Annotated in this window: 25 protein-coding genes; 4 read left to right on the top strand and 21 right to left on the bottom strand. The window is 71.9% G+C overall.

Going from position 1 to position 25,973, the window contains the following annotated elements; translation table 11 throughout:
- Positions 1–25 precede the first annotated feature (25 nt).
- Positions 26–1,678, top strand: coding sequence for a beta-N-acetylglucosaminidase domain-containing protein (locus tag ACBJ59_RS08530; RefSeq protein ID WP_375109604.1), 1,653 nt, complete (start codon positions 26–28; stop codon positions 1,676–1,678).
- A gap of 61 nt (positions 1,679–1,739) precedes the next feature.
- On the opposite strand, the gene ACBJ59_RS08525 is transcribed toward ACBJ59_RS08530, so the two are convergent.
- The 12 genes from ACBJ59_RS08525 to ACBJ59_RS08470 all read right to left on the bottom strand — a co-directional run bounded on the left by ACBJ59_RS08525 (position 1,740) and on the right by ACBJ59_RS08470 (position 16,058).
- A complete protein-coding gene (locus tag ACBJ59_RS08525) occupies positions 1,740–3,254 on the bottom strand; it encodes an FAD-dependent oxidoreductase (protein ID WP_375109603.1) in 1,515 nt (504 codons plus the stop codon).
- Positions 3,251–4,960, bottom strand: coding sequence for a hypothetical protein (locus tag ACBJ59_RS08520; protein WP_375109602.1), 1,710 nt, complete (start codon positions 4,958–4,960; stop codon positions 3,251–3,253). Before ACBJ59_RS08520 ends, ACBJ59_RS08525 begins: the two co-directional genes overlap by 4 nt.
- A 3-nt stretch (positions 4,961–4,963) precedes the next feature.
- Positions 4,964–6,313 (bottom strand): GH1 family beta-glucosidase, encoded by a 1,350-nt coding sequence (locus tag ACBJ59_RS08515; protein WP_375109601.1) that lies wholly within the window; start codon positions 6,311–6,313, stop codon positions 4,964–4,966.
- A complete protein-coding gene (locus ACBJ59_RS08510) occupies positions 6,310–7,137 on the bottom strand; it encodes a carbohydrate ABC transporter permease (protein WP_375109600.1) in 828 nt (275 codons plus the stop codon). Before ACBJ59_RS08510 ends, ACBJ59_RS08515 begins: the two co-directional genes overlap by 4 nt.
- Positions 7,134–8,027, bottom strand: coding sequence for a carbohydrate ABC transporter permease (locus ACBJ59_RS08505; RefSeq protein ID WP_375109599.1), 894 nt, complete (start codon positions 8,025–8,027; stop codon positions 7,134–7,136). Before ACBJ59_RS08505 ends, ACBJ59_RS08510 begins: the two co-directional genes overlap by 4 nt.
- Positions 8,028–8,067: 40 nt before the next feature.
- Positions 8,068–9,462: an ABC transporter substrate-binding protein gene (locus ACBJ59_RS08500; protein ID WP_375109598.1), complete on the bottom strand. Its 1,395-nt coding sequence runs from the start codon at positions 9,460–9,462 to the stop codon at positions 8,068–8,070.
- A gap of 321 nt (positions 9,463–9,783) precedes the next feature.
- On the bottom strand, positions 9,784–11,382 hold the full coding sequence (locus ACBJ59_RS08495; RefSeq protein WP_375110211.1) for a cation acetate symporter: 1,599 nt from the start codon (positions 11,380–11,382) through the stop codon (positions 9,784–9,786).
- Between the two features lie 17 nt (positions 11,383–11,399).
- The gene (locus ACBJ59_RS08490) at positions 11,400–11,690 is read right to left on the bottom strand and encodes a DUF485 domain-containing protein (RefSeq protein ID WP_375109597.1); all 291 of its coding nucleotides are present in this window, start codon (positions 11,688–11,690) and stop codon (positions 11,400–11,402) included.
- A gap of 204 nt (positions 11,691–11,894) precedes the next feature.
- Positions 11,895–12,719 carry a carbohydrate ABC transporter permease gene (locus tag ACBJ59_RS08485; RefSeq protein ID WP_375109596.1) on the bottom strand — a complete coding sequence of 275 codons (825 nt, stop codon included), beginning with the start codon at positions 12,717–12,719 and terminating at the stop codon, positions 11,895–11,897.
- A complete protein-coding gene (locus ACBJ59_RS08480; RefSeq protein WP_364117693.1) occupies positions 12,716–13,603 on the bottom strand; it encodes a sugar ABC transporter permease in 888 nt (295 codons plus the stop codon). The genes ACBJ59_RS08485 and ACBJ59_RS08480 overlap by 4 nt, the downstream gene beginning before the upstream one ends.
- A complete protein-coding gene (locus ACBJ59_RS08475; protein WP_375109595.1) occupies positions 13,600–14,859 on the bottom strand; it encodes an ABC transporter substrate-binding protein in 1,260 nt (419 codons plus the stop codon). Before ACBJ59_RS08475 ends, ACBJ59_RS08480 begins: the two co-directional genes overlap by 4 nt.
- Before the next feature lie 41 nt (positions 14,860–14,900).
- Positions 14,901–16,058, bottom strand: coding sequence for a trans-sulfuration enzyme family protein (locus ACBJ59_RS08470; protein ID WP_375109594.1), 1,158 nt, complete (start codon positions 16,056–16,058; stop codon positions 14,901–14,903).
- Between the two features lie 11 nt (positions 16,059–16,069).
- On the opposite strand from ACBJ59_RS08470, the gene ACBJ59_RS08465 reads away from it, so the two are divergent.
- The 3 genes from ACBJ59_RS08465 to ACBJ59_RS08455 all read left to right on the top strand — a co-directional run bounded on the left by ACBJ59_RS08465 (position 16,070) and on the right by ACBJ59_RS08455 (position 18,423).
- Positions 16,070–17,062, top strand: coding sequence for a LacI family DNA-binding transcriptional regulator (locus tag ACBJ59_RS08465; RefSeq protein ID WP_375109593.1), 993 nt, complete (start codon positions 16,070–16,072; stop codon positions 17,060–17,062).
- A 111-nt stretch (positions 17,063–17,173) separates the two neighbouring features.
- Complete coding sequence (locus ACBJ59_RS08460) at positions 17,174–18,166, top strand: hypothetical protein (protein ID WP_375109592.1); 993 nt, start codon at positions 17,174–17,176, stop codon at positions 18,164–18,166.
- 8 nt (positions 18,167–18,174) lie between these two features.
- A complete protein-coding gene (locus tag ACBJ59_RS08455; RefSeq protein WP_375109591.1) occupies positions 18,175–18,423 on the top strand; it encodes a hypothetical protein in 249 nt (82 codons plus the stop codon).
- On the opposite strand, the gene ACBJ59_RS08450 is transcribed toward ACBJ59_RS08455, so the two are convergent.
- From ACBJ59_RS08450 to ACBJ59_RS08410, 9 genes are read right to left on the bottom strand one after another with little or no spacing between them, the layout of a single operon-like run.
- Positions 18,420–19,295 (bottom strand): inositol monophosphatase family protein, encoded by an 876-nt coding sequence (locus tag ACBJ59_RS08450; protein ID WP_375109590.1) that lies wholly within the window; start codon positions 19,293–19,295, stop codon positions 18,420–18,422. The genes ACBJ59_RS08455 and ACBJ59_RS08450 overlap by 4 nt on opposite strands.
- A gap of 29 nt (positions 19,296–19,324) precedes the next feature.
- The gene (locus ACBJ59_RS08445; protein WP_375109589.1) at positions 19,325–20,515 is read right to left on the bottom strand and encodes an alpha-D-ribose 1-methylphosphonate 5-triphosphate diphosphatase; all 1,191 of its coding nucleotides are present in this window, start codon (positions 20,513–20,515) and stop codon (positions 19,325–19,327) included.
- Entirely contained in the window at positions 20,512–21,267 is a 756-nt protein-coding gene (locus ACBJ59_RS08440) for an ATP-binding cassette domain-containing protein (protein ID WP_375109588.1), read from the bottom strand. Before ACBJ59_RS08440 ends, ACBJ59_RS08445 begins: the two co-directional genes overlap by 4 nt.
- Complete coding sequence (locus ACBJ59_RS08435; RefSeq protein WP_375109587.1) at positions 21,264–22,100, bottom strand: ATP-binding cassette domain-containing protein; 837 nt, start codon at positions 22,098–22,100, stop codon at positions 21,264–21,266. Before ACBJ59_RS08435 ends, ACBJ59_RS08440 begins: the two co-directional genes overlap by 4 nt.
- Positions 22,097–22,954, bottom strand: a complete 858-nt coding sequence (locus tag ACBJ59_RS08430) for an alpha-D-ribose 1-methylphosphonate 5-phosphate C-P-lyase PhnJ (protein ID WP_375109586.1) — start codon at positions 22,952–22,954, stop codon at positions 22,097–22,099. The genes ACBJ59_RS08435 and ACBJ59_RS08430 overlap by 4 nt, the downstream gene beginning before the upstream one ends.
- Complete coding sequence (locus ACBJ59_RS08425) at positions 22,951–24,057, bottom strand: carbon-phosphorus lyase complex subunit PhnI (RefSeq protein ID WP_375109585.1); 1,107 nt, start codon at positions 24,055–24,057, stop codon at positions 22,951–22,953. The genes ACBJ59_RS08430 and ACBJ59_RS08425 overlap by 4 nt, the downstream gene beginning before the upstream one ends.
- Complete coding sequence (gene phnH / locus ACBJ59_RS08420) at positions 24,058–24,738, bottom strand: phosphonate C-P lyase system protein PhnH (protein WP_375109584.1); 681 nt, start codon at positions 24,736–24,738, stop codon at positions 24,058–24,060. It lies immediately after the preceding gene.
- A complete protein-coding gene (phnG, locus tag ACBJ59_RS08415) occupies positions 24,735–25,178 on the bottom strand; it encodes a phosphonate C-P lyase system protein PhnG (RefSeq protein ID WP_375110210.1) in 444 nt (147 codons plus the stop codon). The genes phnH and phnG overlap by 4 nt, the downstream gene beginning before the upstream one ends.
- Positions 25,179–25,183: 5 nt before the next feature.
- Positions 25,184–25,903, bottom strand: a complete 720-nt coding sequence (locus ACBJ59_RS08410; protein WP_375109583.1) for a GntR family transcriptional regulator — start codon at positions 25,901–25,903, stop codon at positions 25,184–25,186.
- Positions 25,904–25,973 lie beyond the last annotated feature (70 nt).

Here is a 25,973-nt window from a genome sequence, read left to right as displayed (position 1 = left end):
AATCCTATCCGGTATCGTTCCCACAATGGATGCCTTGGAGTGGATTGTTCCCTGTCCGAAAAAGGCCACTTTCGGTGTTTCGCATCTTGAGCTGAGCGGCTGCCGGATCCACGGCGACGCCGCCGCCGACCGCGCCGTCACCGCCCTGAGCGCCTCGTTCGCGGGGACGGACGACGCCCCGGTCCTCTCGGAGGTGCGCGTGGAGGTGCGCGTCGACGCCGGGGCGGAGCTGCCGGCCGAAGGGTACACGCTGACCGCCGGCGACGGCTCCGTGCTGATCGTGGGCGCGGATCCCGCCGGCGCCTTCTACGGCGCGCAGACCCTCCTCGCGCTGGCCGCGGCGCCGTGTCCCGAGCACCGGTCGTGCGTGCCGGAGGCCGAGGTGCGCGACTGGCCCGACCTGCCGCTCCGGGGCACCATCGAGGGCTTCTACGGCACCCCGTGGACCCACGCCGACCGTCTCGGTCATCTGCGCTTCTCCGGCAGGCACAAGCTCAACGCCTACGTCTACGCGCCCAAGGACGACCCGTACCACCGGGAGCGGTGGCGGGAGCCGTACCCGGAGGAGGAGCTGGCGAGGCTGGCCGAGCTGGTCGCGGAGGCGGCGGCGCAGCACGTCAGGTTCGTGTTCGCGCTCAGCCCGGGGTTGTCCATGGTCTACAGCGACCCGGCCGAGCGCAAGGCGCTGCGGGCCAAGGCCGAGCAGGTGTGGGAGGTGGGCGTCAGGGAGTTCGCGCTGCTCTTCGACGACATCCCGCCCGAGCTGGGCCACGCGCCCGACCGGGAGGCGTACGGCACGGCGGAGGGCGCGAGCGCGAGTGCGCACGCGGCGGTCTGCCGCGACTTCGCCGCCGGGTTCCTCGTCCCCCGGGGCGCGGACCGGCCGCTGACCATGGTGCCCACGGACTACGCGGGGACCGGGCGCACGGCGTACCGCGACCGGCTGGCGGCGGAGCTGCCGGCGGACGTGCTGGTCTGGTGGACCGGGTCCGACGTGGTGGTGGGCGAGATCTCCGCCTACGACATGACGGCCGCCGCGGCCTCCTACGGGCACCGGGTGGCGCTGTGGGACAACTTCCCGGTCAACGACTTCGACTTCTCCCGGGTCTTCCTCGGGCCGCTGGTCGGGCGGGCCACGGAGCTGGGTGACGTGCCGCTGGAGGGCATCACGGCCAACCCGATGGTCGAGGCGGCGGCCTCGCGCATCGCGCTGACGACGGTGGCCGACTACGCCTGGCACCTGGCGGCCTACGACCCGGCCAGGTCCCACGCGCGGGCCGTCCGGCTGCTGCCGGGGGCTGCTGAGCTGCTGCCGCTGGTGGAGGCGTGCTCGGCCTGGCCGCCCGGGGCCGACCAGAGCCCGAGGCTCACCGCCCTGTGCGCCGCGGCCCTGGAGGGCCGGTCGCGTGCGGAGCTGCGGGCCGAGCTGACCCGGCTGGCCGGGCTGCCCGCCGACGTCGCGGGGCCGATCGCCGGGGAGCTGGACCGCTGGGTGTCGGCCGCCAAAGACATGGGGGCGGCGGGGCTGGCGGCCCTCGACCTGCTGTCGGGCTCGGGGACGCCCGCCGCGGCGGCGGAGGCGCTGGCCCGCGCCGAGGCGCACGAGGCGAACGTCCTGCGCAAGGTCGTCCCGCCGTTCGTCCGGCAGGTGCTCGACCAGGCGGGCGAGGCCGCCTGAGATCCCGAGGGCCCGTCCCGGCTCACCGGGGCGGGCCGTCCCGCGGGGCCGCCCTTCGAGGTCAGAGCGACAGGACCTGCCCGGCCGCGGCCAGCTCCTCCTGCAGCGCGGCCACGTCCACGTCCTGCACCGCCTTCCCGCTGCCGGCCGCCTGCGCGGCGGCGAGCCCGGCCGCGTGCCCGAGCATCTGGTACTGCACCTCCATCCGGATGGAGGAGAAGGCCACGTGCGAGGCCGACACGCACACCGGCACGACCAGGTTCGCGCACTCCTCCCGCCGGGGCACGATCGCGCCGTACGGGATCTGGTAGGGATCGACCCCCACCGACAGGTACCCCTCGGTCACCACCATGGGCACCGGGTCCGGGTGCTCGTACACCCACCGCCAGGTCCGCTGCACCTCCCGGACGTCGAGATGGTACGAGCCCATCGCGATCACGTCCTCCTGCGGCCGCCCCTGGACGAGGTCGTGCTCGGTCAGGTGCTTGCTCCCCAGCATCCGCCGCGCCTCCCGCACGTAGAGCTGGTGCGGCAGGTGGCCGGTGTCGGCGAACTCGTCGGCCGGCAGCCCCCACCGCCCCAGCTCGGCCCGCACGGCGGCGGGCACCTCGGGGTCGTGGGCGAGGAAGTACAGCAGGTCCTGGGCGTGGTGGAGGTGGTGCAGGCGGATCCGCTCGCGCTCGGCGGGGCCCGCGTCGGGATAGGCCCAGGCCGACCGGTCGAGCACGCTGAGGGAGAACGGCCCGAGCGAGTTGCCGTCGCACTTGCCGCCCGGCAGGTTCGGCTCCAGGCCCACCAGGCGCCCGGGCCGGGGCTCGATCCCCCGCTCGCGCCAGTGGCGGAACAGCCGCCGCCCGAGCTCCCAGTGCTCCTCGTCGTAGCCGGGCCGCCGCTCGAACGGGATCCGGTCGGCGGCGGTGCTCATGCAGACGCGGTAGCCGTACGACATGACGCCGCCGTCCCCCTCGCCCACCTCGGCCATCGGCCCGTCGGCGACCTGCGGCAGCAGCGTGCCGTCGGCCCGGAACGGGGAGATCCACGACGGGAAGTTGTGCATCCCGGGCACCACCTCGCGCCGCCCGGCGAACCTCTCCCCGTGCAGGGACCGGTCCTCCCTGCCGACGCGGTAGCCCACCCCGGCGGCGGCCATCAGGTCGCCCTCGTAGCTCGCGTCCACGAAGGCCCCGGCCGCGAAGTCCCCCCGGTGCGTGACGGCGGAGAAGACGCGGTCGCCGGAGGTGACCACCGTGCGCAGCGGGGCGTCGAACACCACCTCCACGCCGGCGGCGTCCAGCCAGGACAGGAAGATGGCCTCGGCGACGTGCGGCTCGGGCCCGGCGTAGTGGCCGGGCGCGACCCCGTAGGCGTCGGCGACGGCCCGGCGGAACTCGGCGGCCATGCCGCCCAGCACGCGGGCGTCCCCGATGTCGGTGTAGCCGAGCCCGCCCGAGGTCATGCCGCCGACGTGCCGGCCGGGTTCGAGCAGCACGGTGTCCAGGCCGCGCCGGGCGGCGGCCACGGCGGCGCACACGCCCGCCGAGGTCGCGCCGTACACGACCACCTCCGCCTGCCTCACCGGCGCCACCATTCGGCCACCTGGCGCAGGTCGTCGCCGCTGATCGGCTCGCCGGAGTTGTCGATGGACTCCACGTAGTACAGGGCGGGGACGCCCAGGGAGGGCTGCTCCCGCGCGTACGCGAGCCAGTCGGCCCGGCTGGGCATGGGCCACTGGTCGGTGTCGATCAGGTGGCCCGGCATGGCGTGGGCGGCCACCGCGTGCCGGTAGCGGAGCTGGTCGACGGCGGGCACGGCGTCCCCGCGGGCGTCGAACTCCAGCACGTCGTTGAGCCTGATCATGTCGCTGACGTCGGCGAAGGCCGGGTGCGGCGTGTGGGTGACCATGAGGGCGTCGGGTTTGACGCGCTTGGCGGCCTCGTACATGGTGGCGAGCAGCTCGTGCAGGAGGGCGAGCCCCCAGGTGGAGCCGTACGCCTTCAGGTGCGACCCGCTGGGGAACCACTGCGTGAAGTCGATCTTGAAGCCGTCGGCCCCGAGCTCGCCCAGCAGCCGTTCCATGACGGCCCGGACCCGGAGCCGGTAGGCCGGGTTCGACGGGTCGGCGGCCACCGCGCGCCCGCCCGCGTCGGTCACGCACTCCTCCGCCGGCAGCCCGTCGGGCGACCACGCCCGCCACCACAGCAGCACGCGCTGGCCGCGCTCGTGCCGGGCGGCGATCCACTCGCGCAGCGCCGGCCACTTGGCCTCGTCGGTCTCCAGGTTCCCGTACGTGAGCTGCCACCGGTCGTCGATCACGACGGTGCCGGGCACGATGCCGTGCTCCTCCAGCCGGGCCAGCCACCCGTCGTACAGGTCCTGCCGGGACAGCTCCACCGGCGAGACGCCGTCGGCCCTGGCGCACTGGGCGCCCCAGCCGCAGAAGATCGGCTCGCTCCACCAGGCGTGCCGCTCGCCGGTCGGGCCCTCGGGGGCCAGGCCGTGCCCGACGAGGTCGGCGCGGTGGTGGGAGATCGCCTCCCAGGGGGATGACGCGGCGCGGAACACGACGGCCGGCGAGGTCCACGCGCCGCGTACCTCGGTGTGACCCTCGTAGTCGAGGCGCAGCAGCGCCCCGCCGTCCAGCGGCTCGTACGAGAGCTCGGTGAAGGTCAGGTCGCTGATCCCGGCGCGCACAGAGGCGCCCAGCCACTGCCCGTCCGGCACCGCGGTCGCGCCGGTCGGCTCGTCCTTGCAGAAGGCCAGCACCAGCGGCGGCGGGGAGAAGACGGCGTGCAGCCGGCCGGGCGAGGCGTCGCCGATGACGGTGAGCGCGACCGGCGCGGACACCGGCCGCACCACGCTCACGGGATGGGCGGGCGTGGGGCTGAAGACGCCGCGCGCGTGCACCCCCGACCGGAACGTGCCCGCCGCGCGGGTGTTGAGCACGGCCCGGCCACCGAGCAGCGTCACGTCGCTCAGCACCCCGTCGCCCTCGACCCGCACCTCCAGCGCGATCGTCTCGGGGGTGCAGGTCAGCCGGACGGTCTTGGTCTCCCACTCGGTGGTGCGCTGGGGGAAGTCGAAGACGGCCACCCCCTCGCGCTCGGCGAGCACGGGCGGCAGGGTCTCGTACGTCTCGTCGCGCCCGCCCCGGGTGTTGACCGAGGCGAGCAGGCTGAGCGTCATCCAGCCCACGAGCTCGGCGCTGGGGTCGGTGCGCGAGACGGTCAGGTGGTAGTGACCGCTGTCCAGGTGGTAGGCCGTGTCAGTGGTGGTGATCCGCATGGGTTAGCCGAACGCCTCAATCCTCGGCAGGGCGGGGGCGGTGCCGCCCCCGGCGATGAGCCGGGCGTAGTAACGCCCGGAGTCCTTGACGGTCCGGGCGCCGCTGGCGTAGTCGACGTGGACGAGCCCGAATCTGGGCCGGTAGCCCAGTGCCCACTCGAAGTTGTCCATGAGCGACCAGTGCAGGTATCCGCGCACGTCGGCCCCGGCGTCGATGGCCGCGCCGACGGCTTCGACGTGGTCGCGCAGGTACGCGACCCTGCGGTTGTCGTGGATCTGGCCGTCGTGGGTGGGGCCGTCGCCGAAGACGCCGCCGTTCTCGGTGATCATCAGCGGCGTGCCGGGGAAGCGGCGGCTCAGCCCGATCAGCAGGTCGCGCAGCGCGCCCGGGTTGATCTCCCAGCCCTCGTCGGTCCTGGCCACGTCGCCGCTGGGCCCGACCACCTTCCAGGGGAACGGGGCCGGCGGCGCGGCGGCCATGACCCGGCGGGTGTAGTAGTTGATGCCCAGGAAGTCGCTGCGGCCCCCGATGGCGGCCTCGTCGCCGTCGTGGACGAAGTCGAGGCCGTGGCCGAGTGCCCGCTCCCAGTGCTCGCGCATGTCCGCAGGGTAGCCACTGCCGCCCAGGAGCGGGTCGAGATACCACCGGTTGACGTAGCCGTCGGAGCCGATCGCCGCCGCCCGGTCCTCCTCGCTGTCGGTGGCCGGGTCGCAGGGGAAGAGGCTGAGCGCCGCTCCCGCCTTCGTGCCCGGGTGGGCGTGCAGCACGTCGGCCGCCGCGCCGTGACCGAGCAGCACGTGGTGGCCGGCCTTCACCGCCGTGCCGAGGTCGGCCACACCGGGGGCGTGCAGGCCGAGCTGGTAGCCGAGCAGCGCGATGATCCACGGCTCGTTCTGGGTGATCCACCAGGTCACGCGGTCGGCCAACCGACCCGCGACCGCCTCCGCATACGTACGGAAAGCGTTTACGGAAGACCGCTCGGCCCAGGTCAGGCCCGCGGGCATGTCCCAGTGGTTGAGCGTGAGCACCGGCTCCACGCCGGCCTCCAGGAGCGCGTCCACGAAACGCTCGTAGTGGTCGAGCGCCTTCGGGTCGGGGCGGTCGCCGCCGGGCATGACCCGGGACCAGCCGGTCGAGAAGCGGTAGGCCCGCAGGCCCAGCTCCTTGATCAGCTCGATGTCCTCGCGCCAGCGCAGGTAGGAGTCGCAGGCCCGGGAGCCGTCGCCACCGCCCTCGATCGCGCCCGGCCGGCGGCAGAACTCGTCCCACACCGACTCGCCCCTGCCGTGGTGGCCCTCGATCTGGTACGCGGACGTGCCCGCGCCCCACAGGAACCCGTCGGGAAAGCTCATCCCTTGCTCCCCGTGGTGGCGATGCCCTTGACGAAGTGCTTCTGGCCGAGGAAGAACAGGATGATCATCGGGATCGTGGTGATCACGCTGGCCGTCATGACGATCTCCCAGTGCCAGTCGCCGCCGAACCCGAACTGGTCGAGCAGCGCCTTCAGCCCGCGCGGCACGGTGAAGTCGGTGGAGTCGCGCAGGTAGATCAGCGGCCGCATGAGGTCGGTCCAGGCCGCCTGGAACTCGAACAGCAGCGTCACCACGACCGCCGGCTTGCACAGCGGCAGGGCGATCCGGGTGAAGATCTTCCAGTTGTTCGCCCCGTCGATCTTCGCCGCCTCGAACGGCTCGCGCGGCAGGCCGAGGAAGAACTGCCGCAGCAGGAAGATGTAGAACGCGCTGCCGAACAGGTTCTGCGCCCACAGCGGCGTCAGGGTGCCGACCATGCCGAGGGAGTTCCAGATGAGGAACACCGGGATCATGGTGACCGCGCCCGGCAGCATCATGGTGGCCAGCAGCAGGCCGAACAACGGCCCCCGGCCGGGGAAGCGGAAGTAGGCGAAGCCCCACGCGACCATCGCGCTGGTGATCGTCACGGCCACCGCGGCCAGCACCGTCACCAGCAGCGTGTTGGCCATCCACAGCGCCAGCGGCGCTTCCTGCCACACCCTGATGTAGTTGTCGAGGGTGAAGGTCTCGGGGATGATCCGGTGGTCGAACACCTCGCTGCGCGGCTTGAAGGAGGCGCTGAGCAGCCAGACGAACGGATAGATGAACGCGACGGCGAACGCGGTCAGCGCGGTCCACGTCAGGATCCTCCTGGCGCGCCTCACGGGTTCCCCCCTTCGTAGTGGACGAACCGCCTGGTCACCAGGATCTGCACGGCGGTGATCGCCATGATCACGATGAACAGCAACCAGGCCAGCGCCGAGGCGTAGCCCATGTGCAGGAACTCGAAGGCCTGCTGGAACAGGTAGATCGCGTAGAACAGCGCGGCGTCGTTGCTGTAGGTGGTGTTGCCCGAGCCGAAGAAGGCGGTGTACGCCTCGGTGAACGACTGCAGGGCGTTGATGCTGTCCACGATGAACAGGAAGAACAGCGTGGGGCTGATCATCGGCACGGTGATCCGCAGGGTGCGCTTCCACCAGCCGGCGCCGTCCACGAGGGCGGAGTCGTACAGCTCCTGGGGGACGCCGCGCAGGGCGGCCAGGATGATGACCACCGAGGCCCCGACGGTCCACAGGCTCATCAGCACCAGGCCCGGCTTGACCCAGTCGGGGTCGGTGGTCCAGGCCGGGCCGTCGATGCCGAACACGCCGAGGAAGGCGTTGATCAGGCCGTTCTGTCCGTTGAACAGCATCAGCAGCAGGATGCCGACCGCGACCGGCGGCGTCATCTTGGGCAGGAAGAAGGCCGTGCGGAAGAAGCCGGTGGCCTTGGTGGCGCTGTTGAGCAGCAGCGCCAGCCCGAGGGAGACGACGAGCTGGGTCGGCACCGACATCACGGTGTACAGGAACGTGTTGCGCAGCGCCAGCCCGACCTTCGGGTCCTCGAAGAGGGTCACGTAGTTGTCGAAGCCGACGAACGACGGGTCGTTGATGACGTCGTAGTCGGTCAGCGACAGGTAGGCGCTGTTGACGACGGGCCACGCGGTGAAGATCAGGAAGCCGAGGATCCAGGGGCTGATGAACAGCAGGGCCGCCCGGGTCTCGATCCACCGCATGGACCGCCTGCGTGGTGCTCTGGTGCGGGAGGGGGACATCTCAGTTCGTACGCTTCGTCCAGCCGGCCCATGCCTCGTCCAGCGCCTTCTGGGCGTCCTGCTGGGCCTTGTCGAGCGCGGCCTGCGGCTCCTCCTGGCCGTTGAGCACCCGGTTCACCGCGTCCTGCCAGGCGGTCTTGAACTCCGAGTCGGCCGGGTTGGCCGGGAGGCTGAAGGTGTTCTTGTTGGCCTCGTAGAACGCCTTGACGCCGGAGTCCCAGGGCTCGCCGCCCGAGGTCAGCATCTTCTCGATCTCCGCGTCGGCCTGGACGTTGCCGGTGAGGATGCCGGTGAACGGCTTGCCCTCGGCCTTGCGCTTGTCCAGCCGGGCCTGGGCGGCGGCCTTCCAGGTGTCGACCAGGGTCATGGTCTTGGCGAAGCGGCAGGCGGCCCCGGCGTTCTTGGAGCCCTTGGGGATGGCCCACGACGAGCCGGAGGAGTAGGCCAGCGGCTGCCCCTGCGGCGTGCGGAAGGTGTCGAAGGCCAGGGGCGCCTTGGGCGAGACGTCGTTGAGCACGTTGACGTACCACTGCTCCATCGGCATCGCGCCGAGCTCGCCCTTGGCGAACTGGTTGCCCTTGCCGAAGAAGTCGGCCGAGTCGCGCGCGGCCTTGACCTTCGCGAAGCCGCCCTGGGCGTTGTAGATGCCGACCGCGAACTCCAGCGCCTTGACCACCTCGGGGGTGTTGAGCTGGGCGGTCTTGCCGTCGGCGGACAGCAGGTCGACGCCGTTGGCCTTGGCCCACAGCGGCAGGAACTCCGGCAGCTTGCTGTCGAAGCCGATCACCTTGAGCTTGCCGCCCGGCGTCTTGACCAGCTTCTTGGCGGCGGCGGTGGCCTTGTCCCAGTTGGAGCCGTTGACGTCCGCGATCGTCAGCCCGGCCTCCTTGAGCAGGTCGGCGTTGGCCATCGTGATCTGGACCTGGTTGAACTCGGGGACGGCCCAGACCTCGCCGCCGAACGTCACCTGGCCGAGGGCGTTCTTGTTGTACATCGAGGTGTCGATCTGCTCACCCTGGACGCACGCCGTCAGCGGCATGATCGCGCCGCGCGAGGCGAAGGTGCCGATCTGGTCACGGTTGGCGTAGATGATGTCCGGCGGGTCACCGGCCGCCACCGATGACAGGAACTGCTGGATGTCGAGGTCGCCCTCGATCAGTTTCACGTCCGCGCCGCCGAGCGACTTCTTGGCCAGGTCGACGCGGGTCGTCCCGATCTCGTCGGTCGCACCGAAGCCCATGACCGAAATGGTGCCCGAGTACGAGGCACCGGGGTTGAACTGGCCGGCCGACGGGGAAGGCGCCGACGCGCCACCACCGGTGCCCTTGGCACACGAGGTGAGCGCCAGTGCCAGGGACACCGACAGGACGGACCAACGGACGAGCGGGGTTCTCATTGGGGGTTTCGCCTCCACACTGATCAAGCGGGGCATCAGGCATGCTGATGACGGCCACGTGGCGCCAAGCCAGTGTGGCAACGTTCACACATCTGAGAACGTACCCATACCGCTGAAATCCCGTCAACCACTCATTTCACTGCGTTTCTATCCCGTTAAGGACGACAGCGGTGTGGGATGCCCCACCGGACGCCCACAACCCCTTCCCAGACGGGGATCCCGCACACGCGAAGGGCCCGGCCGGTTGATCCGGCCAGGCCCTCCGATCGGCAGGCGCCCGTGGGGGCAGGGGAACGGGGCGCCTGCCCTGGGGAGCGGGCGTCAGTGCCCCGTGGCCTTCTCCGCGCCGACACCGGTGAGCGAGCGGACCTCGATCTCGGCGTACTTGGCGGAGTTGTACTCCTTGCTGAGGATCGTGCCGAGCCAGCCGCAGATGAAGCCCAGCGGGATCGAGATGATGCCGGGGTTGCTCAGCGGGAACCAGGCGAAGTCGGCCGTCTTGAACAGGGCCGTCGCCGAGCCGGACACCACCGGCGAGAAGACCACCAGCACCAGGGCGGACACCAGGCCGCCGTAGATGGCGGCGACCGCGCCGGCGGTGTTGAACCGCTTCCAGAACAGGCTGTAGAGGATCGCGGGCAGGTTGCCCGAGGCCGCCACCGCGAACGCCAGCGCCACCAGGAACGCCACGTTCTGGCCCTGCGCCAGGATGCCCAGGCCGATCGCCACCGCGCCGATGACCAGCGCCGAGACGCGGGCCACCACGACCTCCTGGCGCTCGCTGGCCGTCCCGCGCTTGAAGACGTGCGCGTACAGGTCGTGCGCGAAGCTGGAGGAGGAGGCCAGCGTGAGCCCGGCGACCACGGCCAGGATCGTCGCGAAGGCCACGGCGCCGATGAGGGCCAGCAGGATCGTGCCGCCGAACGAGCCGAAGATCTCCTCACCGATCCGCTGTGCCAGCATGGGTGCCGCGGTGTTGCCCGCCGGATCGCCCGCGGCGATCGCCGTCTTGCCGACCACTGCCGCCGCGCCGAAGCCGAGGACCAGGGTCAGGAGGTAGAAGATGCCGATGATGCCGATGCCCCACAGGACCGACTTGCGGGCGTCCTTGGCGGTGGGGACGGTGTAGAAGCGGATGAGGATGTGCGGGAGACCGGCCGTGCCCAGCACGAGGGCCAGGCCCAGGCTGATGAGGTCGATCTTGCCCGCCAGGCCCTGCGCCTCGGTGCCGTACTTCAGGCCGGGGATGAGGAAGCTCCCGGGGTCCGCCTTCGGGCCGCTGACCGTGGCCGCCTGGCCGAGCAGCGCCGACAGGTTGAAGCCGAACTTGCCCAGCACCAGCAGCGTCACCAGCGCGGCACCACTCATCAGCAGCACGGCCTTGACGATCTGCACCCAGGTGGTGCCCTTCATGCCGCCGAACACCACGTACACGATCATCAGCGCGCCCACGCCGACGATCGTCCACGCCTTGCCCGCCGAGCCGGTGATGCCGAGCAGCAGGCCGACCAGCGCGCCCGCGCCCACCATCTGCGCCAGCAGGTAGAAGATGCTCACCACGATCGTGGACACGCCCGCCGCCGTGCGGACCGGGCGGGGGCTCATCCGGAACGCCAGCACGTCGGCCATGGTGAACTTGCCGGAGTTCCGCATCAGCTCGGCCACCAGCAGCAGCGCCACCAGCCAGGCGACCAGGAACCCGATGGAGTAGAGGAACCCGTCGTAGCCGGACAGGGCGATGATGCCCGCGATGCCGAGGAACGACGCGGCCGACATGTAGTCGCCGCCGATCGCCAGGCCGTTCTGCACGCCGCTGAACGACCGGCCGCCGGCGTAGTAGTCGGCGGCCGTCTTGGTCTGCCGGCTCGCCCAGAAGGTGATTCCCAGGGTGGCGGCCACGAAGGTGAGGAAGAGGATCATCCCCAGGGTCGTCGAGCTCACTGAGTCTTCTCCTCCACCTGGTGGCGCAGCTTGTCAGCGATCGGGTCGAGCTTCTTCTCCGCGTGCCTGGCGTACGCCCACGCGATGAGGAAGGTGGAGACGAACTGCAACAACCCGAAGACGAGGCCGACGTTGATGTCGCCGAGCAACTTGATCCCCATGAACCCGCGCGCCCATCCGGACAGCACCACGTAGAGCAGGTACCACACGAGGAACGCCACGGTCATGGGGAAGGTCCAGCGGCGGAAGCGCCGCTTCAGTTCCTGGAACTCACTGCTCTCCTGCATTTGTTCATAGACCGATGCGTCATGTTCTTGTGTCGTCACGAGACCTCCACTGTGATGCGGATCACGCCCAACGTAAGAGCGCAACCTACCCGGCGTGGAGATCCATAGGAGGGTCGTTCGGTGAGCCGCTGCGGTCCGGCGATTAGTTGGTGATGGCCTGCGGCGAAAGGTCTGTATAGCGCGACGAGCGGTCGGCTATCCCTTTCACCCCTTTACGGCCCCCGCCGTGAGGCCCTCGACGATGTAGCGGCGGATGGCGGCGAAGAGGACGAGCGTGGGGAGCACGGAGACGACCGTGGCGGCGGCCATCGAGCCCCAGTCGATGTCGTACTGGGTGATGAAGGAGTTCATGGCCACCGGGATCGTCTTGGCGTCCTCGCTGTCGATGAACGTGATGGCCAGGAACAGCTCGTTCCAGCACTGCACGAACGCGAAGATGAACGTCGCCGCGATCCCGGGCAGCATGACCGGGATGACCACCCGGACCATCGCCACCAGCCGCGAGGCCCCGTCCACCTGGGCGGCCTCCTCCAGGGCCACCGGCACCCGCTCGTAGAAGCCGCGCATGATGATCGTGGAGAACGGCACCAGCATCGCCACGTACACCAGCATCAGCCCCGCCAGCCGGTTGAGCAGGTCGAGGTCGGACATCAGCAGGTAGAGCGGCCCGAGCGCGATGAACAGCGGGATCATCTGGGTGACCAGGAACGCCAGCATCAGCGCCCCGCGGCCCGGGAAGGCGAAGCGGGCCAGCGTGTAGCCGCCCAGCACCCCGATCGCCGTCACGGCCGCGGCCGCGACGAGGGAGACGACGAGCGAGTTCAGCAGGTACGCCCCGAAGTCGGCGAAGGAGAACAGCTCGGCGTAGTGCTCGAACGTCACGTTCCCCGGCCAGTACCGCAGCGGCACCGAGAAGATCTCGGGCTTGGGCTTCAGGGAGGTGATGACGATCCAGTAGAGGGGGAACAGGGTGATCAGCAGCCAGGCGCCCAGCACGACGACCTTGGCCGCGACCGCGACGCGCCTCATCGGGACCTCTCGAATCTCGTGGCGTTCAGGTAGAAGACGCTGAAGGACAGCAGCAGGCCGAGGATGAGCAGGCCGACCGCGCCCGCCCGGCCGTAGTCGCCGCCGATGACCTGCTGGATGAGGAAGGTCGTGATGATGTCGGTGCTGCCCGCCGGGCCGCCGCCGGTCATGGAGTAGATCAGGTCGGGGAAGTTCAGGATCCAGATGATCCGCAGCAGCACGATCAGGGCCAGGGTGGGCCGGATGTGCGGCAGCGTGACGTGCCAGAACTGGCGCAGCCGGGAGGCCCCGTCCACCGAGGCCGCCTCGTACAGCTCGCGGGGCACCGACTGCAGCGCGGCCATGATCATGATGGCGAAGAACGTGACGCCGTACCAGATGTTCGCCACGATCACCGAGGTCATCGCCCAGCCCGGCGTGGCCAGGAAGCCGATGCGCTGGTCGATGATCCCCGTCTTGAGCAGCAGGTCGTTGATCACCCCGAACTGCCCGTTGAACATCCACCGCCACAGCAGCCCGATCAGGAACCCCGACATGGCCCAGGGGAAGAACACCCACGCCTGGTAGAGGCCCCGGCCGCGGAAGTGGCGGCGCAGCAGCAGCGCCAGCCCGAAGCCGAGGAAGAACTGGAAGAACAGCGACACGGCCACCCACGTGCCGGTGTTCCGCAGCGCCGTCCAGAAGCGGTCCTCGGCCAGCACCGCCCGGAAGTTCTCCAGGCCCACGAACGGCGTGGCGGTCAGGTCGAACAGGTTGTAGCGCTGGAACGCGATCACCGCGCCCCGGATCATCGGGTAGTAGGTGAACAGCGCCACGAACACCACGCCGGGCAGCAGGCACAGCGCGATGAACCGGGCCCGGCGCAGGGTGAACGTACGCTTCACGACACCTTCTTGGCCTGGTCCACCCAGAAGGCGTCCCAGGACTTGAGCACCTCGGCGGTCGTCTTCTTGCCGGTGATGAGGGCCTGGACGTCACGGTCGGAGTCCACCAGGAACTGGCTCCAGCCCGGATAGTCCACCGGCCTGATCGTGATCACCTGCTTCGGGTCCTGCTGGGCCTGCAGGTACGCCTTCCACGCGCCCTGCGAGAACTGCGGGTCGCTCTGGGCCTGCTTGGAGATCGGGATGAGCGAGTTGCCCTTGGCGAAGGCGATGCTCTGCTGGGCCTCCGACAGGAACTGCACGAGCTTGACCGCCTCCTTCGGGTGCTTGGTGAAGGAGGTCGCGCCCCAGCCGGCGTAGCCGACGGGCTGGAAGGCGTACCCGCTGGGGCCCTTCGGGATCGGGGCGGTGGACCAGGCCGTGACGCCGCTCTCCTCCACCGTCTTGATCACCTCGGGGTCCTGGATGAGCATGCCGGTGACGCCCGAGGTGAAGCCCTGGACCATCTCCGGGAATCCCCAGGACACGGAGTCGGGGGGCGACGCCTCCTTGTAGATCTTGACGAAGAGGTCGAGGGCCGTGGCGGCCTCCGGGGTCGAGAAGATCGTCCGCTTGTCCTTCAGATAGAAGGATTTTTCGGGATTCAGGGCTTCGCCGTTGTACGCGCTGATCATCATGACCGCGTAGTCGGCGCCGCCCTTGCCGCCCCGGAACGAGTAGCCGAACCGGTCGCCCGAGGTCATCCTCTTCCCGGCCTCGTACAGCTCCTCCCAGGTCGTGGGCGGCTGGGTCATGCCGAAGTCCGTACGGTAGAACAGGGTCCGCTGGTAGAACCCGTACGGGATCAGATAGGCCTTCCCCCCGACCTCGACCGCCTTCTTCTGGGCCAGCTCGGTCAGGTCGGACCAGCCGGCCCAGGCCGTGGTGGGCAGCTCGGCCAGCCAGCCGTTGTTGGAGAAGGACTTGGCCGTGTGGTCGCGTACTTCCAGCACGTCCAGGTCCTTCTTCGTCTGCAGGATCTGGGTGATCTTCTGGTCGGCGCTGTCGAGGGGCGGGGAGATCAGCTCGACGGTGACGCCCGGGTTGGCCTGCTCGAAGTCGGCGACGAGGGATTTGATGAGCTTCGTACGCTCTGGACTGGTCAGACTTTCGATCATTCGCAGCCGTACCTCTCCCGAGGACGACGAGCCGGAGCCGCATGCCGCGGACACCAGCGTGACGGCGACCGCGGCCGCCAGGAGGAGGGGCTTTCTCATGACGAGCCTCCCGCGAGGGTCAGACAGCGCTGTCAATCACGCTAGGCGGTCAGCCCCTCCAGCGCCAGACCGAGATCCTTGATCAGGGTGTCCGCGGGCTCCAGTCCGACGGAGAGGCGGACGAGGCCGACCGGGATGCCCATGGTGGCCCGCACGCTCTCCTCGGTGGACAGCGCGGGCGCGTTCACCAGGCTCTCGAACCCACCCCAAGACACCCCAATCCTGAAATGTCGCAACTTGTCGAGGAAGGCCGCCACCTCCTCCCGCGACTCCGTGTCGAGCACGAGGCTGAACAGGCTGGAGAACCCGGACATCTGCCGCACCGCGATCGCGTGCCCCGGATGCGACGGCAACCCCGGATGGTTCACCTCCCGCACGGCCGGGTGATCCTCCAGGAAGGCCGCCACCGCCAGCCCCCGCTCCTGGTGCGCCGCCATCCGCACGGGCAGCGTGCGCAGCCCCTTGATCACCTTGGCCGCGTCGTGCGGCGACATGGCGGCCCCGTAAAGCTGGTACTCCTTCAGCGCCAGCGGCCGGACCAGCCGCGCCGGGCCCACGACCACCCCGCCCACCAGGTCGCTGTGCCCGCCGATGTACTTCGACAACGAGTGCACGACGAGGTCCACCCCCATCGTCAGCGGCTTCTGGAACAGCGGCGTGGACCACGTGTTGTCCATCACCGTCACCAGTCCCCGCTCCCGCGCCCACCCGGTCACCTCGGTGATGTCGACCACGCGGTAGGCCATGTAGGACGGGGACTCGAAGTAGAGTAGGCGGGTGCTCGCCCTGATAGCGCTGTCACATCCCGCGAGGTCGTCGACATGCGTATGCGTGACCCCGAACTTCTCCAGATAGCGCAGGAACTGGGTGGTCGGCCCGTAGACCGCGCCCAGCACCAGCACGTGGTCGCCGGCCGACACCAGCGACGAGATGGTCGCCGAGATCGCGCCCATCCCCGAGCCGAAACACTTGGCTCGCTCTCCCCGCTCAAGGGCGGCCAGCTTACGCTGGGCGAGATCGACCGTCGGGTTGGTCCCCCGCCAGTAGACGTACCGCTCGTCCTCGTTCCTGATGGCCTCGCCCAGCTCCTCCGCCGTCGCGAACGTGAACAGCGAGTTCTCGAACACCGGCGGGTTGACCGCGCCCAGGGCCCAAGGCTCGTCCTCACCCAACCGGCCACAGATCCAATCGTCATCCATGGGGGCACAATATGACACCTCGCAGGCCGACCATGGCGGACGTGGCCCGGCAGGCGGGCGTGAGCCTCAAGACCGTCTCCCGGGTCGTCAACCAGGAGCCGCACGTGAGGGCCTCGCTGCAGCAGCGGGTGCAGGCGGCGATCAGCGCGCTCGGCTACCGCCGCAACGAGGCCGCCGCCCGGCTGGCCCGGGGCGCCACCATGCTGACGCTCGGGCTCGTGATGGAGAACATCTCCAACGAGTTCTACTCGCGCCTGGCCGCCGCCGTGGAGGCCGCCGCGGCGCACCACGAGGCGCTGGTGGTGTTCGGCTCGTACGAGGAGAGCGCGGCGAAGGAGCGCATGCTCATCGAGTCCATGTACGCGCGCGGCGTCGACTCCCTGATCGTCGTCCCGTCGGCGGCCGACCACTCCTGGCTGGCCGAGCACCCCGGCCTCACCACGGTGTTCGTGGACCGCGTGCCGCTCGGCCTGGAGGCGGCCGACGTCGTCCTGCTCGACGACGTGTGGGGCGCCAGGACCGCGACCGAGCACCTGCTCGCCCGCGGCCACCGCCGGATCGCGCTGATCTCCGACGACGACGGGCTGAGCTCGGTGCACGACCGGGCCACCGGCTACCGTACGGCGCTGGCCGCGGCCGGGGTGCCGGCCGACGAGGCGCTGGTGGTGCGGGGGGTGTTCGACCCGGGACAGGTCTCGTACGAGGTCACCCGGCTGCTGGACCTGCCGGCGCCGCCCACGGCGTTCTTCGCCACCAACAACCGCGCCGCCATCGGCATCCTTCAGGCGCTCCGGGAGCGGCCGGAGCGGCCCGCGTACGTGAGCTTCGACGACTTCGCCCTGGCCGACGTGTTCAACCCGGGGGTGACGGTGGTCCGCTACGACACCTCCCGCCTGGCGCGCAGCGCGGTGGACCTGCTGCTGAACCCGTCGCCGGCGGCGCGGCGGGTGAAGGTGCCGGTGGAGCTGGTGCCAAGGGGATCCGGCGAGCTCCCGCCCCGCTGACTTCAGGACCCTGCCAAGAGGGGGTCACGTCTCCGCCTGGCGCGGGCTGAGCCCGGTACGCGGTGGGTAGCCACCCGGCTGTACGACTCGGGGCGGCTCAAGGAGAAGACCATGTCCGGGAGCGGCGACGGCGACGCCTCGAGGGAGGCCACCGATCCGGACGTCTACCTGGACGTTCCCGTGGTCAGGGTCGAGGAGATCGACCTGACCGTGCGCGACCTGCGGGCGAAGGTGTCGCTGCAGGCCGAGGTGCTCGATCTGCTCAGGCTGAACGTGGGTGCCGACGTGCTGCTGGGGAGCGTCGAGCTCGGGATCAAGGGCGTGGAGGCGCAGGCGCTGCTGAAGGTGCGGCTGGACAACGTGGCGCGCATCATCGACCGGGTGCTGAAGACGATCGACGACAACCCGCAGATCCTGGAGCACATCACGCGGGGCCTCGGGACGGCCGTCCAGGACCTCGGGACCGGTGCGGGATACGCGGTCCGGGACGTGGGCGCGGGAGCCGGGCACGCGGTCCGCGACGTCGGCACGGGGGCCGCGTACGCGGTCCGCGACGTCGGCGCCGGCGCCGCGAACGCCGTACGGGACGTCGGCGCGGGAGCCGGGGGCGCGGTCCGGGACGTGGGCGCCGGTGCCGGTGACGTCGTGCGCGATGTCGGCCCGGCGGTCGGTGGCGTCGTCCAGGACGCCACGGGCGCCGTGCGGGACGTCGGCACGGGCGCCGTCCAGGACGTGGCCACGGGAGCCGTCCAGGGCGTCGGGTCGGCCGCCGGGCCGTTCGTGCAGCGGGCCGGCGCCGATGCCTACGGCGTGCCCGCCGCCGCCGCCAACGGCGCCCCGCCACGCCCCGCGCCCCAGCACGTCGGCGAAACCCACAACGTCGGACCGCAGGACGTCGAACCGCAAGACGGCGAGCCCCAGGACCGGGAGCCGGACGAGCGGCCAGGCGAGCAGCCGGACGAGCAGCCGGACGAACATGCGGACCACCTGAGCACGTCCGAGCTGGCCACCGCCCTGGCCCGCAAGTCCCTCCGCGCGGGCCGCGACCTGCTCGGCCACGTCACCGACACCGCCGGGCACATCATCCGCCACAAGGACGAGTGAGGAGCACCATGGCCAGACCGGAGCACCCGCGCGACCCGGACGTCGAGATCAGCGCCTCCGCCACGGCCAGGGAGCTGCGGTTCCGCACGCCCCCGGAGGTGACCGTGCGGGCGGAGGCGGAGCCCGCCGGCGAGTGCGCCTGGGGCAGCGACCATACGAACCTGCCCGAGCGGGTGGAGGCAGGCGTCACCTACCGCGACATCCGCATCGACTTCCGGGTGGCCGCGAGACTCACGGGTCACGAGGAGCCGTCCTAGGCACGTCCGGCCTGGTAGGCGTCGTGGAGGACCGCGGCCAGCTCGTCCGCCAGGTCCGGGGTGGCCGCCACGACGCCGCTCCAGCGCCTGGTCAGGTCGGTGTCCAGGCCGATCGGCCGCCCGAACACGTCCCTGACCGCCCCGCCGGCCGCCTCCGCCAGCACGACCGAGGCCGCGATGTCCACCAGCCGGTGCGTGTCGGTGGCGGCGTCGGCGAAGGCGTCCGTCGCGCCCTGGGCCACGAGGGCGCCCTCCAGGCAGCTCGTGGACAGGATCCGGACGCGGGCCGCCCGCCGGGCCACCTCCCACCACGCCGCCGCGGCCCCCGGGTTGGCCGGGTGGGGCCGGAGGAGGGAGACGGCGGCGCCGGCCAGCTCCGTCCGGCCGGTCGTGCGCAGCGGCGACGGCACGCCGGCCTTCGCCCACCAGCTGCGCCCGGTGTCCAGCCAGACGGTCAGCGCCTCGGTGAAGACGCCGTCCTCGGCCACCGCCGCCGAGAACGCGGCCAGGGGCACGCCGGCGGCGGCGTTCGCGGAGCCGTCCACCGGGTCCATGACCAGGGTCAGCGCCGAGCCGTGGTCCACCCAGCCGGTCTCCTCGGTCAGGACGTTGACCGGGTGCCGGGCCAGGGCGGCCAGGATGGCGTTCTCGACGAGCACGTCGATGCGCATGGTGGGGGTGCCGTCGGCGCCGTCCGCCACGACGGCGGCCAGGGTGGCGCGGTCGTGCTCGGCGGTGGCGGCGGTGTACGCCTCCAGCGCGGCGGACGCGGCGGCGGCGAGCGCCGGATGCGCCTCCCCCGGCACCCCGGCACTCCAGCCCCGCCCCGAAGGCACCGAACCCGCCCCTCCGGCGTCGTCAGCGACCGGCATCGCCGTCCCCTCTCCCAGAGGTGTCCCCGTCACCGTCCTACCCCCGCCGGCAGCACACGATCACTCGCTGTGACGGTCATCCGCACGGTCGGCCACCCCCGGTCCACGGTCACCACGGCCAGGTCGCCGCGCTGCCCCTCGACCAGCCCGCCCCGGTCCGCCAGCCCGGCGACGGAGGCGGGGCCGGAGGTGACCAGCGCCACGGCCGCGGGCAGTGACGCGACGCCCTGGGAGGCCAGCAGCAGGGAGGCGGCCAGCGGGGCGGAGGGCAGGTAGTCGCTGGACAGGCCGTCCACCAGCCCGGCCGCCACGAGTTCGGCCGCCGCCACGTTCCCGGAATGGGAGCCGCCGCGCAGCACGTTCGGCGCCCCGGCCACCACGCGCAGGCCGCGCTCGCGGGCCGCCCTGGCGGCCGCCAGGGTGGTCGGGAACTCCGCGACCGCGACCCCGTTGGCCACCGCCACGTCGATCTCCTCGGGCGTCACCGGGTCGTGCGCGAGCAGCCGCGCCCGCCCCAGCGCCGCGTGCTCCGCCAGCCGCCCGAGCGCGATCTGCCGGTGCCCGATCCGCGAGTCGCGCTCGGCGACCAGCGTCTCCACCCGCCGCTGGGCCTCCTCGGACGAGATGCCCTCGGTGCCCTCCAGCCAGCGCCGGTACACCGCCGAGTCCCGGTACTGGCCCTGCCCCGGCGTGTGGTCCTCGAAGGAGACCAGCGGCGGAGCGGGCGTACCGGACAGGGCGGGCGTACCGGACAGGCAGGTTTCGAGGGCCGCCAGGCCCTCGGGGTCGCGGGCGTCGAGCCGGTAGAGGATGTGGTGGTCGACCAGCGCGTGCCCGGAGGCGGCGCGCTCGCGGATGGCGGCGTCGAGCCGGCGCGCCCGGTCGACGGTCCGCCCCTTGCGGTTGTGCGACTCGAACGCGACCCCGTGGAACACCGTGGTCACCCCGGCGGCGCGCACCCGCCCCTCGAAGCTGGACACCCCGAACCCGACCTCGAACTCCGCCCCCGGCCTGGGCCGCAGCTCGGTCTCCAGCCCGTCGGAGTGGGTGTCCACGATGCCGGGCAGCAGCAGCGCGCCCCGCAGGTCCACGGCCTCGGCGGGCACCGCGCCCGGCCGGGCGGGGCCGACGTGGGTGATCAGTCCGTGCTCGACGACGACGAGCGCGTCGTCGATGACGCGGTCGGGCAGCACGGCCTTCGCATGGGCCAGCACTCTCATCGGGCCACCTCCAGGTTCGGTTCGGAATCACGCAGTACGGCGGCGGGCGGCCCCTCGGCGGCCACGCGGCCGTCCGCGAGCACCACGACCCGGGTGGCCAGCCGCTCGATGGCGTCGAGGTCGTGGAAGACCGACAGCACGGCCACGCCCGCGCCGGTCAGGTCGGCGATCATGGACAGCACCGCCTCCCGGTTGACCGGGTCGAGCGCGGAGACCGGCTCGTCGAGCAGCAGCAGCCTGGGGGGCGAGATGGTGCCGGCGGCCAGGTTCACGCGCTGCTTCTGGCCGCCGGACAGGACGGTGGTGTGCATGGCCCAGAGCCGCTCGTCGATGCCCAGCCGGCGCAGGGCGGCCGCGGCGGCGTCCCGGGAGGCGTCCGCGTCGAGGCCGCGGGCGGCCCCGGCGCGTGCCACCACGTCGAGCACGGCCCGGCGCGGCTCGGCGCGCAGGAACTGGGAGACGTACCCCAGCTCCCGGCCCCGAAGTTCGGCGACCTGGGCGTCGGGCAGGGCGGCGAGGTCCACCGTGGCGCCGGCGGAGGTGCGCAGCAGGATGTGCCCGGCCGTCGGCACGTACGTGCGGTAGACGCAGCGCAGCAGCGACGACTTGCCGGCACCGGACGAGCCGGCCAGCGCGACGTGCTCGCCGCGGGCCACGTCCAGGTCCACGCCGCGCAGCGCGCCCACCGTGCGGCCGTCGATCGTGTGCAGGGTGAACGACTTGACCAGTCCCCTGATCCGCAGGACGTTCATCCGCGCGCCGCCGCCACCAGCCGCTGGCTGTACGGGTGCTGCGGATCCTCCAGCAGCTGGTCGGTCAGGCCCGTCTCCACCACGCGGCCGTGTTGCATCACCATCACCCTCCTGGTCAGCATCTCGATGACGCCGAAATCGTGGGAGACGACCACGGCGGCGACGCCGAGCCGTTCGAGCAGGTTCCTCAGCAGGTCGAGCACGCCGGCCGCGACCGAGGCGTCCAGGCCCGTGGTCGGCTCGTCGAGCAGCAGCACGGGCGGGCGGTTGGCCAGCGCCTTGGCGATCTGCACGCGCTGGCGCATGCCGCCGGAGAACGTGCGTACGGGGTCGTCCATGCGGGACAGCGGCACCTCGGTCAGCTCCAGCAGCTCGGCGGCCCGCTCCCGGATGCGGCCGAAGTGCCGGCCGCCGGCGGCGGTCAGCCGCTCGGCGATGTTGCCGCCCGCGCTCGTGTCCAGGTCGAGCCCGTAGGCCGGGTCCTGGTAGACGACGGCGACGCGGTCGATGCGCAGCCGCCGCCGGGCGCTGTCGTCGAGCGCCAGCACGTCGGTCGCCCCGTCGTCGTAGCCGCGCAGGTACGCGCTGCCCCGGCTGGGCCGCTCGTCGCCGGCCACGCAGCGCATGACCGTCGACTTGCCCGAGCCCGACTCGCCGACGATGCCCAGCGCCTCCCCCGGCTCCACCTCGAAGCCGACGTCCCAGGCGGCCACCACGGCGCCGGTCGCGGGCGAGACCGAGGTGCCGTGCTCGGGCCCGGTGCCGGGCAGGGACCGCGGCCCCTGTTCGCCGTACACCCTGCCGAGCCCCTCCACCTTCAACGCCCAGCTCATCGCTCCATCTCCCTGTTCCGCGCGCAGAAGTCCGTGTCGCTGCACACCCAGGCCACGGAGCCGTCCACGGACGGCACCTCCACCAGGTACGACCCCTCGGAGCCGCAGTGCCGGCAGCCGGCGCCCGGCGTGTGCTCGACCTCGAACGGGATGTCGTCGAACACCAGCGGCTCCACCCGCGTGTGCGGCGGCACCGCGTAGATCCGCTTCTCCCGCCCGGCCCCGAACAGCGTCAGGTGCTCGGCCCGGTCCAGCTTCGGCACGTCGAACCTGGGGATCGGCGTGGGCGAGATCAGGTACCGGCCGTTGACCGTGCAGGGGTAGCCGGCCGTCTTGGTGACGACGCCGTTGCGCACGATGTCCTCGTACAGGCCGACCCACATGCGCGAGTAGTCGGCCTCGGCGTGCATCCTGCGCTGCTCGCGCACGTCGTGCTCTACCGCGCGCAGCGGCTCGGGCACCGGCACCTGCAGCACGAGAACCTGGTCGGCGCGGAGCGGCGTCTCGGGGATGCGGTGCCTGGACTGGATCAGGCTGGCCTTCCCGGTGTCGGTCTCCTCCTCGCAGCCGACGTGGCCGACGACCAGGCGGCGCAGGTTGGAGGCGTTCACGCCGCCGTCCTCGCCCTGGTCGATGACCTTGAGCCGGTCGTCCTGGCCGACGAGGGCCAGCGTGACCTGCAGCCCGCCAGAGCCCCAACCCCGGGCGACCGGCATCTCGCGCGAGCCGAACGGCACCTGGTAGCCCGGCACGGCCACGGCGGTGAGCGCGGCCCTGCGCACCTCGCGCTTGGACAGCTCGTCGAAGATGCCTCGGGGGCCGCCGTCCCCGGCCAGGTCGGTGATCGTCCTCATCGGGCCTCCTCCATGGCCGCGCGCACCGCGCGCTTGCGGTCGAGCACCGAGCGGAAGTCCACGTAGTGGGGCAGCTTGAGGTGCTCCAGGAAGCCGGACGCCTCGATGCCGTCGAGGGTCAGCAGCACCTCCTGCTCCAGGCTCGTCCGGCCGCCGTCGCGGTGGACCAGCAGGTCGAGCCCGGCCATGGCGATGGCCTTGCGCTCGTTGTGGCCGAAGCACATGCCGTAGCCCATGTCCAGGCGGCTGCGGTCCTCCTCGGCGCGGTCCAGGTCGTCGATCGTCTCGACCTCGGTGACCCGTACCTCGGCCACCGTGACCGGGTCGCCGGTGAGCGGGTGGCGGACCCTGACGGGCAGGGTGCCGTGGCGTACCTCGCCGGGGAACTCGTGGTTGTGCCGGCCGGGCTGGAAGGTGCTGGAGTACCAGAGGTGGACCAGCGCGCCGGTCTCGGCCCTGGCCATCGCGGTCAGGCGGGCCGAGCGCGGGATTCCGGGGCGTACGGGGGAGCGGGTGATGTCGTACGGCTCGGGGTCACCCTCGGTGCTCCTGTCGACCAGCAGGCCCATCGAGCGGAGCAGGCCGAGCAGGCGCGGCGGGCGCCGGGGGTCCGTACCGTCGTGGCCGCGCTCATGGCCGTGCTCGTGGCCGTCGGGGGCGGCGGGCTCCTGGAGCTCCTCGACGCGGGCCCTGGCCTGCTCCTCCGGCATGAGGTCGAGCAGCCGGCCCACGTAGTCGAGCGTGCGGCCGAGGAGCTGGCTGCCGGGCGGGTTGCGGAAGGCGGGCGAGATGCGGCGGGAGACCCGCAGCTCGTCGGCGTGCACCGGCTCCGAGTAGGCCACCCGGGGCAGCGTCGAGCGGTGTGCCCGGATCAGCTGCGCCGCCTCCTGCACGTCGCCCTCGGACTGGCGCAGCGCCCTGGCCGCCAGCTCCGGCGCCCACAGGCCGCCCTCCCCCATGATGCGGTCCACGGCCGGCCGCAGCCGGCCGGTGATCTGGTCGATGCCGAGCCAGGCGCTGGGCCCGCCGTACCTGTGGCGTTCGACGAGCTTCTCGGCCGCCAGGATGGCCTCGTGGCCGCCGCTGGCACCTGAGTACCCCATTCAGTGCTCTCCGTTCTCGATCTCGATGCGGGTGCTGCGCGGCAGCCCGGCGACGGTCCCGTCGGCGGCGACGAGGAACGTGTCGACGCCCGCGGGGAAGCCGGCGTTGGCCGCGGCCAGGGCGGCGAAGACCTCCCGGGCGAGCCCCGTGACCCGCAGCCGCCGCGTCCCCGGCACCCCGGGCCCGCTGAGTACCAGCACGACCCCGGGCCCCTCCGCGCCCGGGACCTGCGGGCCGGGGACCTGCGGGCCGGGAACGTTCCGTTCCCCGGCCTCCTGCGACGACAGGCCGGTGACCGCGACGATCAGGCGGGTGCCGCGCTCGGGGTGCAGGGCGTCGCCCCGGGGCAGGGCCGCGATCTCTTCGGCCGTCGGCGGGCGCAGCGCGACCACCATGCGGGCCTCCGCCGGCGCGGCGGGCGGCGCCGAGGTGGCCAGGTGCAGGACCCTCGCCCAGTGCTCCGCGCCCGGAGCGGCCAGTACGGCCGTGGGCACCTCGACGTCGGCCAGCCCGGCGGCCACGGCCAGCGCCGCGGGCCCGTCCGTACGTCCGACGACGTCCAGGACGCCCGGCCGGGACAGCACGTTCAGCAGCGCGCGGAAGTCGGCCTGCGCCCGCGCCGCCGTCGGCGTCACCGCCCGGACGTGGACGCCGATCCCCTGTACGGCGGTGCTGGTCATGTCAGCTCCTCGAAGGCCACGCGGGTCATGGACACCTCGGCCCACTCGGCCGCGTCCTCCCTGGCCCGGCGCTCGGCGACGGCCGCGCACAGCGCGTGCACGTCCCCGGCCGCGGGCAGCCCGGCCGCCGCGGCGGCGTCCAGGAGGGCGGCGGCCAGGGCGGCCACGCGGTCGTCACCGCCGCGCATGCACCAGCCCGCCGCCCCCGCCACCTCGACGGTGCACGAGGTGACCAGCACCTCCCCCAGGTGGAAGCGCTCCTCGGCCACCGGCTCGCGCACGGTCAGCATCACCATGCCGACCTCGGGCGGGTGCAGCACGGTCGGCTCGCCCAGGTCGCCGCCCTGGAGCAGGCGCTCGGCGAGGGGCAGCAGTTCGCCGGGAGTCGCGGCGGCGAGCAGCCCGGCGCGTTCCTCCCTGCTCATCGGGTCGGTCATCACGTCGGTCAATGCGTTTCCTCTTCGATCTCGAAGGTGACGTCGAGGACGTCGGGCCGCAGGTAGGTGCGGGCGTACTCGACGTACGGGCCGCCGACGGCGCGGTTCACGCTCTCGGCCAGCCAGACGGGCCCCCGGCTGCCCCCGGTCAGGTGCTCGGCGATGCTCTGCGGGGGCACGTCGAGGCTGATGCGGTAGCGGGCGCGGACGACGGTGAGCCCGTAGCGGCGGCGCAGGACCTTGTGCAGGGAGACCTCGTCGCCGAGCTCCCTGTCCAGGTTCAGCAGGGGGCGCCGGGGCAGGACGCTGGTGGCGTACGCGGCGACCTCGCCGTTCACGCTGAACACCCGCTCGACCGTCCACACGGCCGCCCCGCCGGCCAGGCCGAGCCTGGAGCGTTCCTGCTCGACCGCGCGCCGGACCCCGCAGCTCACCAGCCGGGACCCCGGCTCGGCGCCCGCCATCCGCACGGTCTCGCTGAACGAGGGCGGGAAGTGCGCGGAGATCACGTACTCCACCCGCCCGCGCCTGAAGGTGCCGACCCCCTGGACGCGCCGCACCAGCAGCCGCCGCTCCAGCTCCTGCAGGGCCGCGCGGGCGGCGGGCCTGCTGACGTGGAAGCGGTCGGCCAGCACGTGCTCGCTCGGCACCTGCGCGCCCACGGGTACGTGGGCCAGCTCCGCCTCCAGGATGTCGGCCATCTCCAGGTAGCGCTGCGTGCTTGTCATGACAAGCAGCCTCGGCGCCGCCCCTGACCGGGAGGTGAACGGCGGACGACGCCGCAGGAGCGGGCAGGTC

This window comes from Nonomuraea sp. MTCD27, from assembly GCF_041950495.1.
GTDB lineage: Bacteria > Actinomycetota > Actinomycetes > Streptosporangiales > Streptosporangiaceae > Nonomuraea.
The sequence above is the reverse complement of the archived record's forward strand: the minus strand, read 5'-3'. Positions and strand labels throughout refer to the sequence as shown.